General features: G+C 58.9%; 13 protein-coding genes. 8 read left to right on the top strand and 5 right to left on the bottom strand.

All coding sequences use genetic code 11. The annotated features are described in order from the left end of the window. Position 1 precedes the first annotated feature (1 nt). Positions 2–754 (top strand): molybdopterin-synthase adenylyltransferase MoeB, encoded by a 753-nt coding sequence (moeB, locus tag AB8846_RS20375; RefSeq protein WP_370733535.1) that lies wholly within the window; start codon positions 2–4, stop codon positions 752–754. 89 nt (positions 755–843) lie between these two features. Here the strand turns inward: moeB and fsa are convergent, their stop codons facing one another. Further along, complete coding sequence (gene fsa, locus AB8846_RS20370; protein ID WP_010428983.1) at positions 844–1506, bottom strand: fructose-6-phosphate aldolase; 663 nt, start codon at positions 1504–1506, stop codon at positions 844–846. 128 nt (positions 1507–1634) lie between these two features. On the opposite strand from fsa, the gene AB8846_RS20365 reads away from it, so the two are divergent. From AB8846_RS20365 to AB8846_RS20350, 4 genes are all read left to right on the top strand, one after another. Further along, positions 1635–2534: a glycyl-radical enzyme activating protein gene (locus AB8846_RS20365; protein WP_370733534.1), complete on the top strand. Its 900-nt coding sequence runs from the start codon at positions 1635–1637 to the stop codon at positions 2532–2534. Positions 2535–2538: 4 nt separating this feature from the next. After that, positions 2539–4971 carry a formate C-acetyltransferase/glycerol dehydratase family glycyl radical enzyme gene (locus AB8846_RS20360; protein ID WP_063143079.1) on the top strand — a complete coding sequence of 811 codons (2433 nt, stop codon included), beginning with the start codon at positions 2539–2541 and terminating at the stop codon, positions 4969–4971. 164 nt (positions 4972–5135) lie between these two features. Next, positions 5136–5951: a Cof-type HAD-IIB family hydrolase gene (locus AB8846_RS20355; RefSeq protein WP_370733533.1), complete on the top strand. Its 816-nt coding sequence runs from the start codon at positions 5136–5138 to the stop codon at positions 5949–5951. Between the two features lie 149 nt (positions 5952–6100). After that, positions 6101–7357, top strand: coding sequence for a DUF1479 domain-containing protein (locus tag AB8846_RS20350; RefSeq protein ID WP_370733532.1), 1257 nt, complete (start codon positions 6101–6103; stop codon positions 7355–7357). Here AB8846_RS20350 and AB8846_RS20345 read toward each other — a convergent pair. Next, positions 7354–8427, bottom strand: a complete 1074-nt coding sequence (locus tag AB8846_RS20345) for a LacI family DNA-binding transcriptional regulator (protein ID WP_370733531.1) — start codon at positions 8425–8427, stop codon at positions 7354–7356. The two genes, AB8846_RS20350 and AB8846_RS20345, sit on opposite strands and share 4 nt — an antisense overlap. A 288-nt stretch (positions 8428–8715) precedes the next feature. Here AB8846_RS20345 and AB8846_RS20340 point away from each other — a divergent pair, with 288 nt between their 5' ends. Further along, positions 8716–10017 (top strand): MFS transporter, encoded by a 1302-nt coding sequence (locus tag AB8846_RS20340; RefSeq protein ID WP_370733530.1) that lies wholly within the window; start codon positions 8716–8718, stop codon positions 10015–10017. 17 nt (positions 10018–10034) lie between these two features. Continuing rightward, positions 10035–12398, top strand: coding sequence for a TIM-barrel domain-containing protein (locus tag AB8846_RS20335; protein WP_370733529.1), 2364 nt, complete (start codon positions 10035–10037; stop codon positions 12396–12398). A 91-nt stretch (positions 12399–12489) separates the two neighbouring features. On the opposite strand, the gene AB8846_RS20330 is transcribed toward AB8846_RS20335, so the two are convergent. Further along, on the bottom strand, positions 12490–14085 hold the full coding sequence (locus tag AB8846_RS20330) for an ABC-F family ATPase (RefSeq protein ID WP_063143084.1): 1596 nt from the start codon (positions 14083–14085) through the stop codon (positions 12490–12492). Positions 14086–14307: 222 nt separating this feature from the next. Between AB8846_RS20330 and ldtB the strand changes: the two genes are divergently transcribed. After that, on the top strand, positions 14308–15228 hold the full coding sequence (gene ldtB / locus AB8846_RS20325; RefSeq protein WP_029740604.1) for a L,D-transpeptidase: 921 nt from the start codon (positions 14308–14310) through the stop codon (positions 15226–15228). A 42-nt stretch (positions 15229–15270) separates the two neighbouring features. Here the strand turns inward: ldtB and AB8846_RS20320 are convergent, their stop codons facing one another. Next, entirely contained in the window at positions 15271–15987 is a 717-nt protein-coding gene (locus AB8846_RS20320) for a GntR family transcriptional regulator (RefSeq protein WP_370733528.1), read from the bottom strand. 15 nt (positions 15988–16002) lie between these two features. Beyond that, complete coding sequence (locus AB8846_RS20315) at positions 16003–17325, bottom strand: PTS transporter subunit EIIC (protein ID WP_320709427.1); 1323 nt, start codon at positions 17323–17325, stop codon at positions 16003–16005. Positions 17326–17329: the final 4 nt, after the last annotated feature.

Below are 17329 nucleotides of genomic sequence, written 5' to 3'. Positions count from 1 at the left end.
CATGACGGTGGAGCTGAGCGACCCGGAGATGATGCGCTACAACCGCCAGATTGTGCTGCGCGGGTTTGATTTCGAGGGCCAGGAAGCGCTTAAGGCAGCAAGCGTGCTGGTTGTCGGGCTCGGCGGTCTGGGCTGCGCCGCCGCGCAGTATCTTGCGGCGGCGGGCGTGGGCAGGATGACGCTGCTGGATTTCGATACCGTATCGGTGTCCAACCTGCAGCGCCAGACGCTGCACAGCGACGCGACGGTTGGACAGCCGAAAGTGGACTCTGCCCGCACGGCGCTCTCGCGCATTAACCCCAACGTTCAGTTCACCCTGATGGACGCGATGCTGGATGACGACGCCTTGTCCGCGCAGATTGCGCAGCACGACCTGGTGCTGGACTGCACCGATAACGTCGCCGTCCGTAACCAGCTCAACGCAGGCTGTTTTGCCCACAAAATCCCGCTGGTCTCCGGCGCGGCGATCCGCATGGAGGGGCAAATCAGCGTCTTCACGTACGCGGAAGGCGAACCCTGCTACCGCTGCCTGAGCCGCCTGTTCGGCGAGAACGCCCTGACCTGCGTTGAGGCGGGCGTGATGGCGCCGCTGGTCGGCGTGATTGGCTCACTGCAGGCGATGGAAGCGATCAAAGTCCTGGCGCACTACGGCACGCCTGCCGCGGGGAAAATCGTGATGTATGACGCGATGACCTGCCAGTTCCGCGAGATGAAGCTGATGCGTAACCCGGGGTGTGAGGTTTGTAGAGGTTAAAGCAAACGGCAACCTTCAGGTTGCCGTTTTAATGTTTGCTCCCTCTCCCTGTGGGAGAGGGTTGGGGTGAGGGCATCAGGCCGCACCCGTTAGATAGACGTCCGTCCAAACGCCCCCTGCCAGTCCTGCTCAAACTTCACAATCGCCGCGTCTACTGCCGGAGAGGTAATAAACTGCTGCGCCACGTCCAGCGGCAGCGTGATGGACTCGCACCCTGCCAGCAGGCAGTCCAGCGCCTGACGCGGGGTTTTAAAGCTCGCGGCCAGCACCTTTGACTGCGGGGCGTGCAATGTCAGCAGCTGCTGTAATTCCACAACAGTCTGGATCCCGTCCCCGCCCTGCGCGTCTACGCGGTTAACGTAAGGCGCCACATACTCTGCACCCGCCAGCGCGGAGAGCATCCCCTGCGCGGCGCCGTACACCGCCGTGCCCAGCGTCGGGATGCCCTCGGCTTTCAGCATCTTGATTGCCGCCAGCCCTTCTGCGGTCACCGGTACTTTCACCACCAGGTCGTTAATGATGGCGCGCAGCTTGCGCGCGTCCTCCACCATGCCTTCCGCGGTGGTCGCCATCACCTGGGCGAACAGACGGCCTTTGCCGCCCAGCGCGTCGTGCAGCTCTGGCAGCAACACGTCCAGCGGCGTTTTACCTGCGGCCACAATGCTTGGGTTAGTGGTCACGCCCGCCAGCGGGAAGATACGCGCCAGCTTTTTGACTGCCGCAACGTCAGATGTGTCGAGATAAAGTTCCATGATGTCACCCTCAAAATTAGCCTGCACTTACCCTATCACGACAAAACCTGCTCAGTAGTTGACTTGCATCAAGATAACTTTCATTCGAAAGTCATTTAATCTTCATATGCAAGATGGGAGGCGAAATCATGATCTTCAATATTCAGCGTTACTCTACCCACGATGGCCCCGGCATTCGAACCGTGGTGTTCCTGAAAGGCTGCTCGCTGGGCTGTCGCTGGTGCCAAAACCCGGAAAGCCGCTCCCGCAGCCGGGACGTGCTCTTTGATGCACGTCTGTGCCTGGACGGCTGCGACCTGTGTCAGCAGGCGGCACCGGGCTGTATCGAACGCGCGCTGAATGGGCTGGTCATTCATCGTGAGAAGCTTGATGAAGCCACGCTCGCCGCCCTTACCGACTGCTGCCCGACGCAGGCGCTGACCGTCTGCGGTGAAGAACAGCAGGTCGAGGAGATCATGGCGACCGTGCTGCGCGATAAACCCTTCTATGACCGCAGCGGCGGCGGCATCACCCTCTCCGGCGGCGAGCCGTTTATGAACCCTGAGCTGGCGCACGCGCTGTTTAAAGCCAGCCACGAACAGGGGATCCACACCGCCGTGGAAACCTGCCTTCACGTACCGTGGCATTATATCGAGCCGTCATTACCCTACGTCGATCTGTTCCTCGCCGACCTGAAGCACGTCGACGGTGAAGTTTTCAAACAGTGGACGGACGGTTCGGCTAAGCGGATCCTGGACAACCTGAAACGCCTTGCCGTGGCCGGGAAAAAAATCACCATCCGCGTGCCGCTGATCCAGGGCTTTAACGCGGATGAAGCGTCCATAACCGCCATTACCAACTTTGCCGCCGACGAACTCGGCGTCGACGATATTCATTTTCTGCCGTATCACACGCTGGGCATGAACAAATACACCCTGCTCGGCCAACCTTACTCTGCCCCTGACAAACCGCTGGATAACCCTGCCCTGCTGGACTTCGCGCAGCAGTACGCCTGCCAGAAAGGGTTAACCGCGACCTTACGAGGATAAACCTATGACAACCCTGAATCTCAACACCCTCAGCGAGCGCATTAAAGCGCACAAAACGGCCCTGGTGCATATCGTTAAGCCGCCGGTCTGTACCGAGCGCGCGCAGCATTACACCGAAATGTACCAGCAGCACATGGACAAGCCGATCCCGGTGCGTCGCGCCCTGGCGCTGGCGCATCACCTGGCTGAACGCACCATCTGGATCAAACACGACGAGCTGATTATCGGTAACCAGGCAAGCGAAGTGCGCGCCGCGCCGATTTTCCCGGAATACACCGTCTCCTGGATTGAGAAAGAGATCGACGATCTGGCGGACCGCCCGGGCGCGGGCTTTGCGGTAAGCGAAGAGAACAAGCGCGTGCTGCATGAGATCTGCCCGTGGTGGCGCGGCCAGACGGTGCAGGATCGCTGCTACGGCATGTTCACCGACGAGCAGAAAGGCCTGCTGGAAACCGGCATTATCAAAGCCGAAGGCAACATGACCTCCGGCGACGCGCACCTGGCGGTGAACTTCCCGCTGGTACTGGAGAAAGGCCTCGACGGCCTGCGCGCCAAAGTGGCCGAGCGCCGCACGCGCATCAACCTGACGGTGCTGGAAGACCTGCACGGCGACCAGTTCCTGAAGGCGATCGATATCGTGCTGGAAGCCGTAAGCCTGCACATCAAACGCTTTGCCGACCTGGCGCGTGAAATGGCCGCGACCGAAACCCGCGAAAGCCGCCGCGACGAGCTGCTGGCGATGGCGGAAAACTGCGACATCATTGCTCACGAGCCGCCAAAAACCTTCTGGCAGGCGCTGCAGCTGTGCTACTTCATTCAGCTGATCCTGCAGATTGAGTCCAACGGCCACTCCGTCTCCTTCGCGCGCATGGACCAGTATCTCTATCCGTTCTACCGCCGCGACGTGGAGCTGAACCAGAGCCTCGACCGCGAACACGCCATCGAGCTGCTGCACAGCTGCTGGCTGAAGCTGCTGGAAGTGAACAAGATCCGCTCCGGCTCGCACTCCAAGGCTTCCGCCGGTAGCCCGCTGTACCAGAACGTCACCATTGGCGGCCAGAAGCTGGTCAACGGTGAGCCAATGGACGCGGTGAACCCGCTCTCCTACGCGATTCTGGAATCCTGCGGTCGCCTGCGCTCCACCCAGCCGAACCTGAGCGTGCGCTACCATGCGGGCATGAGCAACGACTTCCTCGACGCCTGCGTGCAGGTGATCCGCTGCGGCTTCGGGATGCCGGCGTTCAACAACGATGAAATCGTCATTCCGGAATTCATCAAGCTCGGCGTTGAGCGCGACGATGCCTACGACTATGCGGCCATCGGCTGCATCGAAACCGCGGTGGGCGGCAAGTGGGGCTACCGCTGCACCGGCATGAGCTTTATCAACTTCGCCCGCGTGATGCTCGCCGCGCTGGAAGGCGGCCGCGACGCCACCAGCGGCAAGGTGTTCCTGCCGCAGGAAAAAGCCCTCTCTGCCGGTAACTTCGATAACTTCGAAGAGGTGATGGCGGCGTGGGACAGCCAGATCCGCTACTACACCCGCAAATCCATCGAAATTGAGTACGTGGTGGACACCATGCTGGAAGAGAACGTCCACGATATTCTCTGCTCGGCGCTGGTGGACGACTGCATCGAGCGCGCGAAAAGCATCAAGCAGGGCGGCGCGAAGTATGACTGGGTCTCCGGCCTGCAGGTGGGCATCGCCAACCTCGGCAACAGCCTGGCGGCAGTGAAAAAGCTGGTGTTCGAACAGGGCACTATCGGTCAGCAGCAGCTGGCAGCCGCGCTGGCGGATGACTTCGACGGCCTGACCCACGAACAGCTGCGCCAGCGCCTGATCAACGGCGCGCCGAAGTACGGCAACGACGACGATAGCGTGGATATGCTGCTGACCCGTGCCTATCAGACCTACATTGAAGAGCTGAAGCAGTATCACAACCCGCGCTACGGCCGTGGCCCGATCGGTGGTAACTACTACGCAGGTACCTCTTCTATTTCCGCGAACGTGCCGTTTGGCGCGGCGACAATGGCCACCCCAGACGGACGCAAAGCGCACACCCCGCTGGCGGAAGGCGCAAGCCCGGCTTCCGGTACGGACCATCTCGGCCCGACGGCGGTAATCGGCTCGGTGGGCAAACTGCCTACGGAAGCGATTCTGGGCGGGGTGCTGTTAAACCAGAAGCTGAACCCGTCGACGCTGGAAAACGACAGCGACCGACAGAAGCTGATGGTGCTGCTGCGCACCTTCTTCGAGGTGCATAAAGGCTGGCATATTCAGTACAACATCGTCTCGCGCGAAACGCTGCTGGAAGCGAAGAAACATCCTGACCAGTATCGTGACCTGGTGGTGCGCGTAGCGGGCTACTCGGCGTTCTTCACTGCCCTGTCGCCGGATGCGCAGGACGATATTATCGCCCGTACCGAGCATACGCTGTAAAAAACGCCCGGTGGCGCTTCGCTTACCGGGCCTACTCCTCTCTCCGTAGGCCGGGTAAGGCGAAGCCGCCACCCGGCTTTCTGACTTTCATTCGAAATTAAATTTGTGCTCCCCGTCACCTTGTTATTAGAATGTTTCAAAACGCAGTGACCCAGGAGCACAGTATGACCGTTAAAGTTATCGTCACCGATATGGACGGAACTTTCCTTGATGATGCCAAGCAGTACGATCGTGACCGCTTCCAGGCACAGTTTGAACAGCTTAACGCCCGCGACATTGAATTTGTTGTCGCCAGCGGCAACCAGTATTACCAGCTCATCTCCTTCTTTCCGGAGCTTAAAGATCGCATCTCCTTCGTGGCGGAAAACGGCGCGCTGGTGTTCGATCGCGGCGAACAGATTTTCCACGGCGAGCTGACGCGTCATGAATCGCAGATCGTGATTGGCGAACTGCTGAAAGATAAGGGACTGAACTTCGTGGCCTGCGGGTTGGAAAGTGCCTACGTCAGCGACCAGGCCCCTGAAGCGTTCGTGGCGCTGATGTCAAAGCACTACCACCGCTTAAAGCGCATCAGCGATTACCGCGACATTGACGACGTGCTGTTTAAGTTCTCCCTGAACCTGCCGGATAGCGATATCCCAACTCTGGTGGATAAGCTGCACGTCTCGCTGGACGGCATTATGAAGCCGGTCACCAGCGGCTTTGGTTTTGTCGATTTGATTATCCCCGGCCTGCACAAGGCCAACGGCATCAGCCGTCTGCTGAAACGCTGGAAAATCTCCCCGCAGGCGTGCGTGGCCATTGGCGACAGCGGCAACGATGCCGAGATGCTGAAGCTGGTGAAATATTCCTTTGCGATGGGCAACGCGGCGGAAAACATCAAAGAAATCAGCCGCTACAGCACCGACGACAACAATCATCAGGGCGCGCTGAACGTCATTCAGGCCGTGCTCGACAACCATTCCCCGTTCGACGTCTGATCCCTTCCTCGCCGGAGCCTCGCTCCGGCCTCTCACTCTTTTTCCGTCCTGTGGCTTGCGTCAAGTTTTTAAACTTGCATTAACTTATTTTTAACTTAAAGTATCACTTGTAGACATTTTTACTTTCGAATGAAAGATGCGAGGCAGTTATGACCTTTACCAGTGAAACTTTGCCAGCGGATCACAAAGCGGCAATCCGTCAGTTGAAACGTGAGCTGCGCGTGCAGATCGGCGACGTGCAGGCGGTGTTTAATAAGCTCAGCGATAAAATTGCCACCCGCGTGGCGGAAATCAACGCCCTTAAGAACAAAGGCGAAACCGTCTGGCCGGAGATCCCGTTTGCGGACGTGAAAAACGGCACCATTACCGACGCACAGCGCGAAGCCGTTAAGCGCCGCGGCTGCGCGGTGATTAAAGGTCATTTCCCGCGCGAGCAGGCGCTGGCGTGGGATCAGTCGATGCTCGACTACCTCGATCTGAACAAATTTGACGACGTGTACAAAGGGCCTGGCGATAACTTCTTCGGCACCCTAACGGCCTCTCGTCCGGAGATTTTCCCGATTTACTGGTCGCAGGCGCAGATGCAGGCGCGCCAGAGCGAAGAGATGGCGCAGGTGCAGTCGTTCCTGAACCGTTTATGGACATTCGAGAGCAACGGCAAGCAGTGGTTCAACCCGGACGTGAGCGTGATTTACCCGGACCGTATCCGCCGCCGTCCGCCGGGAACCACCTCGAAAGGGCTTGGCGCGCATACCGACTCCGGCGCGCTGGAGCGCTGGCTGCTGCCGGCCTATCAGCAGGTGTTTGCCCGCGTGTTTGACGGCAACGTCGATAAGTACGATCCGTGGAACGCCGCGCACCGTACCAAAGTGGAAGAGTACACCGTCGATAACACTACCAAATGCTCGGTGTTCCGGACCTTCCAGGGCTGGACGGCGCTGTCGGATATGATCCCCGGACAGGGCTTGCTGCACGTGGTGCCGATCCCGGAAGCGATGGCCTATATTCTGCTGCGTCCGCTGCTGGACGACGTGCCGGAAGACGAGCTGTGCGGCGTGGCGCCGGGGCGCGTGCTGCCGGTTTCCGAGAAGTGGCACCCGCTGCTGATCGAGGCATTAAGCAGCATTCCGGCGCTGGAGGCGGGCGATTCCGTATGGTGGCACTGCGATGTGATCCACTCCGTCGCGCCGGTGGAAAATCAGCAGGGCTGGGGCAACGTGATGTACATCCCTGCCGCGCCGATGTGCGAGAAAAACCTCGCCTACGCGAAGAAGGTCAAGGAAGCGCTGGAAACCGGCGCGTCGCCGGGAGACTTCCCGCGCGAGGATTATGAAAAGCGCTGGCAGGACCGCTTTACCGTGAACGATCTCAACATCCACGGCAAGCGCGCCCTGGGCATGGTTTAACTGTCGTAAAGCCCTTCCCGCTCCACGGCGGTACGTCGTTTCCCCTGACGTATCCGCCGTACCGACTCCCTTACGGTCAGCGTACCGTTCAGCAGTAACGTTCCCACCGGCGCGCCCGGGCGCATCAGCCGCTGCTGGAGCATATAAACCGCTTCTGTTCCCAGCTCATCGCGGGGAACATGCACGGCCGTTAATGGAACATCCTGAATCGCCGCCAGGTTAAACCCGTCAATACTCATTACCGACACGTCCTGCGGCACGCGAAGACCGTGGTTTTGTAATGCGCTAATGGTGCCCGCCGCCATAAAGTCGCCGCCGACCAGAAACGCCGTCGGCAGGTCTTTTCCCTTCTGCTGGTTAAGCCACTCGCTGACCAGCTGTTCCGTCTCTTTGGCGCTGAAGCTGGGCACCACCAGCAGATCGCGTTTATCGTTGAACGTCAGGTTGTGGGACTGCCACGCATCGCGGATCCCCGACAGGCGCTGCTCCATGGTGTAGCGACGCAGGCACAGCACGTTCATCACCTCACGGTGTCCCATCTCGAACAGATATTCCGCCGCCCGCTCGCCAATGGCTCTATGATCCGGCGCGACGGCAGGCAGACGCACGTGGCGGTCCCGGCAGTTAATCAGCATGCAGGGTTTACCCACGTCCACCGCCAGATCGTGGATATGGGGATCGTCGATGCCAAGAAGGATTGCCGCCTGCGTATCCGCTTCGTTCATGCGCGCCAGAAACAGCTGGGCGTCGCTGTCGTTCTCTTCCAACGCGCAGTAGCGAAGGCGCACGTCGTGCGAGGCAAGCCCTTTACTCACGCTCTGGATCACGCGGTAGTAAAAGATGTCGGACCGCTCGTCGAAGGCGCGCTGCGGGGCAAAAACCACCAGGCTATTGAGCAGTAACCGCCCTGCCGCCATGCCCTCCATCACCCCCAGCTCCCGCGCGCACGCCAGCACCTTTGCGCGCGCTTTTTCACTGGTATTGGCTTTCCCCGCCAGCACCCGCGACACGGTGCTGATCGAGAGCTGCGTACGGGCTGCGATCTCGGTGATTTTTAGCCTTTTGTCCATTTTGTGATCTGGCTCCATTTGCGAAATGAAAAAATTTTCATAGCGTATCCGCCAGGCAATAACTGACATGGATGTCATCATGCCAGAGCCTTTTCGTCAGTTATGAGAAATTTTGCACAAAATCCACTATTGCCTACTCATTTTCTCCCTTAAGGTGAACTTGTCACACAACTTCCATACTAGTTGTATACCAACTTAAGCAGTTTAAACGGATAGAAATCAAAGGCATAAAAATCCGTGTGACACCTGAACCTCCGTCCCCTTACCGTCCGTCTTGTGGAGAGTAAAATGAGTCAGGACATCAATAACACCGTTGCGACAAGCAAAACCCGTCGCGTCATCAAGAACCTGCGCTGGTACGTGCTGGTGCTGTTCTTACTTGGCGTCACCGTTAACTACATCACCCGAAACTCGCTCGGGATCCTCGCCCCGGAACTGAAAGAGAGCCTCGGGATCACCACCGAGCAATACTCCTGGATCGTTGGCGCGTTCCAGATCGCCTACACCATTTTCCAGCCCCTGTGCGGCTGGCTGATTGACGTTATCGGCCTGAAGATTGGCTTTATGGTCTGCGCAGGGATCTGGGCGCTGATGTGTATTTTCCACGCGGGTGCCGGAACCTGGCTGCACCTGGCGATTCTGCGCTTCTTTATGGGTGCCTCTGAGGCCGCCGCTACCCCGGCGAACGCCAAAACCATCGGCGAATGGTTCCCGAAATCAGAGCGTCCCGTTGCCGCAGGCTGGGCGGGCGTGGGCTTCTCCATCGGCGCGATGCTGGCTCCGCCTATCATCTACTTTGCTCACGCCTCGTTCGGCTGGCAGGGCGCGTTCATGTTTACCGGCGTGCTGGCGCTGCTGTGGGTGATCCTCTGGTGGGCGTTCTACCACAACCCGGAGCAGCACCCGAACCTGAGCAAGGACGAGCTGGCGTTCATCAAGCAGGATAACGAACCGCCTGCGGTGAGACTGCCCTTCCTGACCGCGCTGAAAACCGTCTCGAAAAACAAACGCTTCTACGGTATCGCCATCCCGGCCTTTATGGCAGAACCCGCCTGGGCGGTGCTGAGCTTCTGGGTGCCGCTGTACCTCGCCAAAGAGCACGGCATGGATCTGAAGCAGATTGCGATGTTTGCCTGGCTGCCGTTCCTCGCCGCCGACCTCGGCAGCGTGGCGAGCGGCTACCTGACGCGTCTGTACACCCGCCTGTTCGGCTGCTCCCGCGTTAACTCGGTCGTTGCCAGCTCCGTGACGGGCGCGTTCCTGATGATCTCGCTCGGCATCGTGGCCATTACCCGCGACCCGTATATCACCATCGTGCTGATCTCCATCGGCGGTTTCGGGCACCAGATCATCTCCTGCATGCTAAGCGCCCTGGTCGTGGAGTCGTTCGACAAAGGCCAGATGGCGACCGTCAACGGCATGCGCGGCTCGGCGGCGTGGATCGCCAGCTTCCTGTTCTCGCTGTTAATCGGTGTGACCGCCGACAAAATCGGCTTTAACCCGCTCTTTATTGCCATGGGCTTCTTTGACCTGATTGGCGCCGTCTTCCTGATAGCATTTATTGCTGAACGCCGCGCCAAGCGCGCCTGATAGTGGATGTATTGCATATGAAAACCCTGAAAAACTGGACCCTTGATACGCAGTCGGCAAACCATCTGGAACTGCTGATTGATAACCAGCACCGCCTGTGCCTGTACGTGCTGGAAGAGAACCTGTTCCGCGTGCTGATTAAGCGCAAAGGCGAGCTGGCGCTGGACCGCACCTGGAGCATCGCGCCGGAAAAAGACGTGCCCTGGGAAGGCCGCCGCCGTGACGATATAAGCGGTTTCTCCTGCCCGGCCTGGAACCTGACGCAGCAGGATGAGACGCTCACCGTGGCCACCGAACGGCTGCGCGTGACCGTCCACCAGCCGCTGTGGCTGGAGTGGCACTACCGCAATGAGGCGGGCGAGTGGCAGCCGCTGGTCAACGACCGTCCGACCAGCGCCTACCTGCTGAACGCCCACGGCGACGGCGTGGCGCACTATCTCAGCCGTCGTAAGGACGAGCGCTTCTACGGCCTGGGCGAGAAAGCGGGCGATCTGCAGCGCAACGGTAAGCGCTACGAGATGCGCAACCTCGACGCGATGGGGTACAACGCGGCCAGCACCGACCCGCTCTACAAGCACATCCCGTTCACTATCGCCCGCCGCGACGACGTCAGCTACGGCCTGTTCTACGACAACCTGAGCAGCTGCTGGCTGGATCTGGGCAACGAAATCGACAACTACCACACCGCCTATCGTCGCTGGCAGGCGGAAGCGGGCGATATCGATTACTACATATTTACCGGCAAACGCGTGCTGGACGTCACCAAAGCCTTCGTGCGCCTGACCGGGAAAACGCTGTTCGGACCGAAGTGGAGCCTGGGCTACAGCGGCTCGACCATGCACTACACCGACGCGCCGGACGCGCAGAACCAGCTGATGAATTTCATCCGCCTGTGCGAAGAACACGCCATTCCGTGCGACTCGTTCCAGCTCTCTTCCGGCTATACCTCCATCAACGGCAAGCGCTACGTCTTTAACTGGAACTATGACAAGGTGCCGCAGCCGAAGGTGATGAGCCAGGCGTTCCACGACGCGGGGCTGCGGCTTGCGGCCAACATCAAGCCGTGCCTGCTGCAGGATCATCCGCGCTATAGAGAAGTGGCGGAAAGCGGTCTGTTCATTCGCGATTCAGAAACCGATGCACCGGAACGTTCCAGCTTCTGGGATGACGAAGGCTCGCACCTCGATTTCACCAACCCGCAGACGGTGCAGTGGTGGCAGAACGGCGTCACCACGCAGCTGCTGGAGATGGGCATCGACTCTACCTGGAACGACAACAACGAATACGAAGTGTGGGATGGGGAAGCGCGCTGCTTTGGCTTCGGCAAGGAGATCGCCATCAAGCACATTCGCCCGGTAATGCCGCTGCTGATGATGCGCGCCTCGCTGGAAGCGCAGCAGCGTTTCGCGCCGGAAAAACGTCCGTATCTCATCTCCCGCTCCGGCTGCGCCGGGATGCAGCGCTACGTCCAGACCTGGAGCGGCGACAACCGTACTAACTGGGACACCCTGCGCTATAACATCCGCATGGGGCTGGGCATGAGCCTGTCCGGGCTGTTCAACGTCGGTCACGACGTCGGCGGTTTCTCCGGCGACAAGCCGGACGCGGAGCTGTTCGTGCGCTGGGTGCAGAACGGCGTGATGCACCCGCGCTTTACCATTCACTCGTGGAATGACGATCGCACCGTGAACGAGCCGTGGATGTACCCGGGCGTCACGCCAGCCATTCGCGGCGCGGTTGAGCTGCGCTACCGCCTGCTGCCGTACCTCTACACCCTGCTGTGGCAGGCGCACGCCGACGACGAACCGATGCTGCGCCCGACCTTCCTCGATCACGAGCACGATGCGCAGACCTTTGAAGAGTGCGATGACTTCCTGCTGGGCCGCGATCTGCTGGTGGCCAGCGTGGTCGAAGCCGGGCAGCGCGAGCGCCGCGTCTGGCTGCCGGATAACGAAACCGGCTGGTACGATTTTTACACCCACGCGTGGTTCGCTGGCGGCCAGTCGATCGTTCTCGACGCGCCGCTGGAAAAACTGCCGCTGCTGGTGCGCGCCGGTGCCGGTCTGCCGCTGAGCGAACGCATTACCCACGTGTCCGCTGAAAAAGACAACACCCGCGAGCTGAAGCTGTTCCCGGTGAAGGGCGTCGGGACAACCTCGGGCATGCTGTTTGAAGACGATGGCGAAAGCTGGGGCTACCAGAACGGCAGTGCGCTGTGGGTGGAATGGGAAATGGTGTGCGATGGCGCAACCATCAACCTGAAGGTCAACGCGCGCGGGGATTATCGTCCGGCGTGGAAAGCGCTGAAGGTGTCGCTGCCCGTAGGGGAAAAACGTACGCTGCTGGTGAACGGGGTTGAAGGGGGCGAGTGGGTGGTGTAGTGCGGCCTGATGCCCTCACCCTAACCCTCTCCCACAGTGAGAGGGAATAGAACGTAGGCCGGGTAAGGCGAAGCCGCCACCCGGCTTTTTTTTAGCCGTCGATACCTTTACTGCGCAGGTAGTCTTCGTAATTACCGGTGAAGTCCACCACGCGCTCTGGCGTAATTTCGATCACGCGGGTCGCCAGCGAGCTGACGAACTCGCGGTCGTGAGAGACGAAGATCAGGGTGCCCTGATACATCTCCAGCGCCATGTTCAGGGATTCGATAGATTCCATGTCCAGGTGGTTAGTCGGTTCGTCCATCACCAGGATATTCGGTTTTTCCATCATCAGCTTGCCGAACAGCATGCGGCCCTTCTCACCACCGGAGAGCACTTTAGCCGGTTTTTTGATGTCGTCCTGGCTGAACAGCAGACGGCCCAGAATGCTGCGCACCGCCTGCTCGTCGTCGCCTTCCTGCTTCCACTGGCTCATCCAGTCGAAGACGGTGAGGTCGTTTTCGAACTCGTATTCATGGTCCTGCGCGTAGTAGCCGATCTGCGCGTTTTCAGACCACTTCACGGTGCCGTTGTCCGGCTGCAGTTCGCCCACCAGGGTTTTCAGCATGGTGGATTTACCCACGCCGTTGGCACCGAGGATGGCAATCTTCTCGCCCACTTCCAGCAGCAGGTTGAATTTGTTAAACAGCGGGCCGTTCTCAAAGCCTTTTGCCAGGGCTTCCACTTCCAGCGCGTTACGGAACAGTTTCTTGTCCTGCTCGAAGCGGATGAACGGGTTCTGACGGCTGGAGGCTTTGACTTCGTCCAGCTTGATTTTGTCGATCTGACGCGCACGCGAGGTCGCCTGACGCGACTTAGAGGCGTTGGCGCTAAAGCGGCTGACGAAGGACTGCAGGTCAGCAATCTGCGCTTTCTTCTTGGCGTTATCCGCCAGCAGACGTTCACGCGCCTGGGTGGCCGCCGTCATGTATTCGTCGTAGTTGCCCGGGTAAACGCGCAGCTCGCCGTAGTCCAGATCCGCCATGTGCGTACAGACCATGTTCAGGAAGTGACGGTCGTGCGAGATGATGATCATGGTGCTGTCGCGATCGTTCAGCGTCTGCTCCAGCCAGCGGATGGTGTCGATGTCCAGGTTGTTCGTCGGTTCGTCGAGCAGCAGGATGTCCGGGTTTGAGAACAGCGCCTGTGCCAGCAGCACACGCAGCTTCCAGCCTGGCGCCACTTCGCTCATCGGACCGTAATGCTGTTCAACCGGAATACCTACGCCCAGCAGCAGCTCGCCCGCGCGCGCTTCTGCAGAGTAGCCGTCCATCTCGCCGTACTGCGTTTCCAGCTCGGCCACTTTATAGCCGTCTTCTTCACTCATTTCGGCCAGCGCGTAGATGCGATCGCGCTCCTGCTTCACTTCCCACAGTTCCCCATGCCCCATGATCACGGTGTCGAGCACGGTGAACTCTTCGAAGGCGAACTGATCCTGACGCAGTTTACCGATACGCTCGTTAGGGTCGAGCGATACGTTGCCGAGCGTCGGCTCCAGGTCACCGCCGAGGATCTTCATAAAGGTGGATTTTCCGCTACCGTTGGCACCAATCAGGCCGTAACGGTTGCCGCCGCCAAATTTGACGGAAATGTTTTCGAACAGCGGCTTACTGCCAAACTGCATAGTGACGTTGCTGGTAACTAACACGGGGAGATTCCTGCGAAAAGTGTGATAAACACGGCATTATGCCACAATTCCGAATTGAGATCCCGTGTTGCGGCAATCCACTAAACTTTAACAAAATCGAAAAAAATGTGATTTCGTACACATCTGAATTCCCTGTGAGCGGGAATGCACATATAATGCGCTCCCATCACAGATTCAGACTTATCAACTCATCGCCGGAATGGCTTAGATACCTCGCACAACATGAACATGAAATTAACAACGCTTTTTGCGGCGGCGTTAGCCGTAGTAGGTTTTTGTAAGACCGCGTCTGCGGTGACGTATCCCCTGCCAACAGACGGTAGCCGTCTGGTGGGCCAGAACCAGGTTGTGACGGTACCAGAAGGTAACTCTCAGCCACTGGAGTATTTCGCTGCGCAGTACCAGCTGGGCCTGTCTAACATGCTGGAAGCGAACCCGGGCGTTGACCCGTATCTGCCAAAAGCGGGTACCGTGCTGAATATTCCTCAGCAGCTGATCCTGCCGGATACCGTTCATGAAGGTATCGTGATTAACAGCGCCGAAATGCGTCTGTATTACTACCCGAAAGGCACCAACACCGTTATCGTGCTGCCAATCGGTATCGGCCAGCTGGGTAAAGACACCCCAATGAACTGGACCACCAAGGTTGAGCGTAAGAAAGCGGGCCCAACCTGGACGCCGACTGCCAAAATGCACGCAGAATACATCGCTGCAGGCGAACCGCTGCCAGCCGTTGTGCCAGCCGGTCCGGATAACCCAATGGGTCTGTACGCGCTGTACATTGGCCGCCTGTACGCTATCCACGGGACCAACGCCAACTTCGGTATCGGCCTGCGCGTAAGCCACGGCTGCGTGCGCCTGCGTAACGACGACATCAAATTCCTGTTCGAAAACGTGCCGGTCGGTACGCGCGTGCAGTTCATCAACGAACCGGTGAAAGCGACCTCTGAGCCAGACGGCAGCCGCTACATCGAAGTGCACAACCCGCTGTCCACCAGCGAAGACCAGATCAACAACAACGAAATCGTCCCTGTTACGCTCAACAGCGCGGTGCAGGCGGTGACCTCTCAGCCAGACGTAGAAACGGCGATTGTTGACCAGGCCGTGCAGAACCGCTCCGGTATGCCGGTGCGTTTGAACTGATAGCGAAGCATTAAAAAAGCGGGCCTCGTTGCCCGCTTTTTTTTACCCGTTATTCACGATCACGATCCCGCCGTGGTCGTAGCGATAGTGGCAGTGGGCATACTCCAGCGGCGTGCCGTCCTCCAGATAAATCACCTGCTCTACTTCCAGTACGGGATCGGTCTGCTCGCAGACCAGATGCTCCCTGTCCAGCGCGTTGGGCTTAAGCGCCCGCACCACCCGGTACGACCCCATAATTTTCAGCCCCAGCGTCTCCTGCAAGTACTGGAACACCGAACCTTCAAGATGGTTTTTCGTCAGGCCCGGCACCAGATTCATCGGCATCACCGTGGAGTCCAGCGACATAGGTTCGCCGTTCAGCAAGCGGAGTCGAATGAAGTCATAGATCGGCGCATCGGCGTTAATCATCAGCGACGCCTGCTCTTTCTCGTTCGGAAAGCGCAGCTCGAAATGCACCACCCGGCTGGTCACCGTGCCCAGATGTTCCCAGGTTTTGGTCGCGCCGAAGTAGTCGCTGCCGGAAAGATCCCACTGCGAGAGCTGGAGGAAATTTTTTCGGATGAACGTGCCCTGCCCCTGGCGGGTATAGACCAGACCTTCGACGATCAGCTGGCGCATCGCCTGCTGGATGGTCATCCGGCTGGAGCTGAACTCCGCCGCCAGCGCAAACTGGTCCGGCAGGGGTTCGTTGGCGGCGTACTGCTGGCTGATAATGCGTTTCTTAATTTCCCGCGCTATGGTGATGTACTTCGCCGCCATCGTCCTTCCTTTCAGTTAGTTTTCTATCCCGCTGTTTTTCAACGCCACTCGCTCGGCAATCTTGAGGAAAGGCAGGTAGAAGAATACACCAAATACGATGATTGCCAACTGCACCACCACCGCCCGCCAGTCCCCCGCCGTCGCCAGCCAGGCGCTGAGAATTGGCGGCGTGGTCCACGGGATCATCACCACGCAGCGCGACATTAACCCCAGCGTGGTACAGAGCCAGGCGAAGTAAATGCCGATGGCGGGCAGCAGCACAAACGGGATCATCAGCGGCAGGTTAAACACGATCGGCAGGCCGAAGATCACCGGCTCGTTAATGTTGAATAAACCGGGCGCCAGCGACAGACGCGCCACCTGCTTCGCCGATTTTTGACGGGAGAAAATAAAGATGGCGATCAGCAGCGATATTGTGCTGCCCGTGCCGCCCACCATGCCAAACGTTGGCACGAAGATGTTATTAATGATATGCGGGATAGGTTGACCGTTGGCGAAGGCCAGCATGTTCTCGTTGGTGTTAATCAGCAGGAACGGCTCCAGCACCACGCTGTTAACGACAGACTGATGAATACCGAGCGTGAACAGGAAGTTACCGAAGCTGTAGATGAAGATCGTCCCCGGCAGGCTGGTGTTGATCAGCCGCAGCGGCTGCTGGATAAAGGTGGTAATGAGATGGATCAGGTCCGTATGCAGCACGTTTGCCAGCACGGCCGCCAGCACCGCGAACAGGGAGAGCGTGAGGATGGTCGGGATCAGCGCGGTAAAGGATTTGCTCACCGCCGGAGGCACGTTTTCCCCGAGGGAAATGTGCAGCGCCTTCAGGCGTGAAATAGCGATAAACAGTTCCGTTGAGAGCAGCCCAATCAGCACCCCGGCGAAAATCCCGGTTGAGCCAATATTGGCGAACGTCAGCACCTGGGTGACGTTCACCGCGGCGTCGCTGCCGACGGGCGTAAGCTGCAGGCGCATCGGCATCATGATGATGAAGCTGCTGACGGCGATAACCACTGCCGAGACCGGATTGTCGAAATCTTTGTTGCGCGCCAGCGACCAGGCAATCATCGGCGCCAGCAGCAGCGCGGCGATGTTCAGCGTGCCGTTGATAATCGCCTCGCCCCACACTTTGAAGTGTGCCAGCGTGTCGCCGTGAAAAATCCACGGAAACACCACGTTGTTCACCAGCACCGCCAGACCGGCGAGGATGAAAATGGGCATCACCGTGGCGAAGGCGTCGCGCAGGGAGCGCAGGTGCACCTGGTTTGCCAGGCGCGCCGAGAACTCGACAAATTTATCGACAAAGGACTGCATGTGCGGTGTTATTTTTGCTTCAGACATAGCG

Source organism: Enterobacter sp. KB-221C9 (assembly GCF_041320715.1).
Lineage (GTDB): Bacteria > Pseudomonadota > Gammaproteobacteria > Enterobacterales > Enterobacteriaceae > Enterobacter > Enterobacter asburiae_D.
The sequence above is the reverse complement of the archived record's forward strand: the minus strand, read 5'-3'. Positions and strand labels throughout refer to the sequence as shown.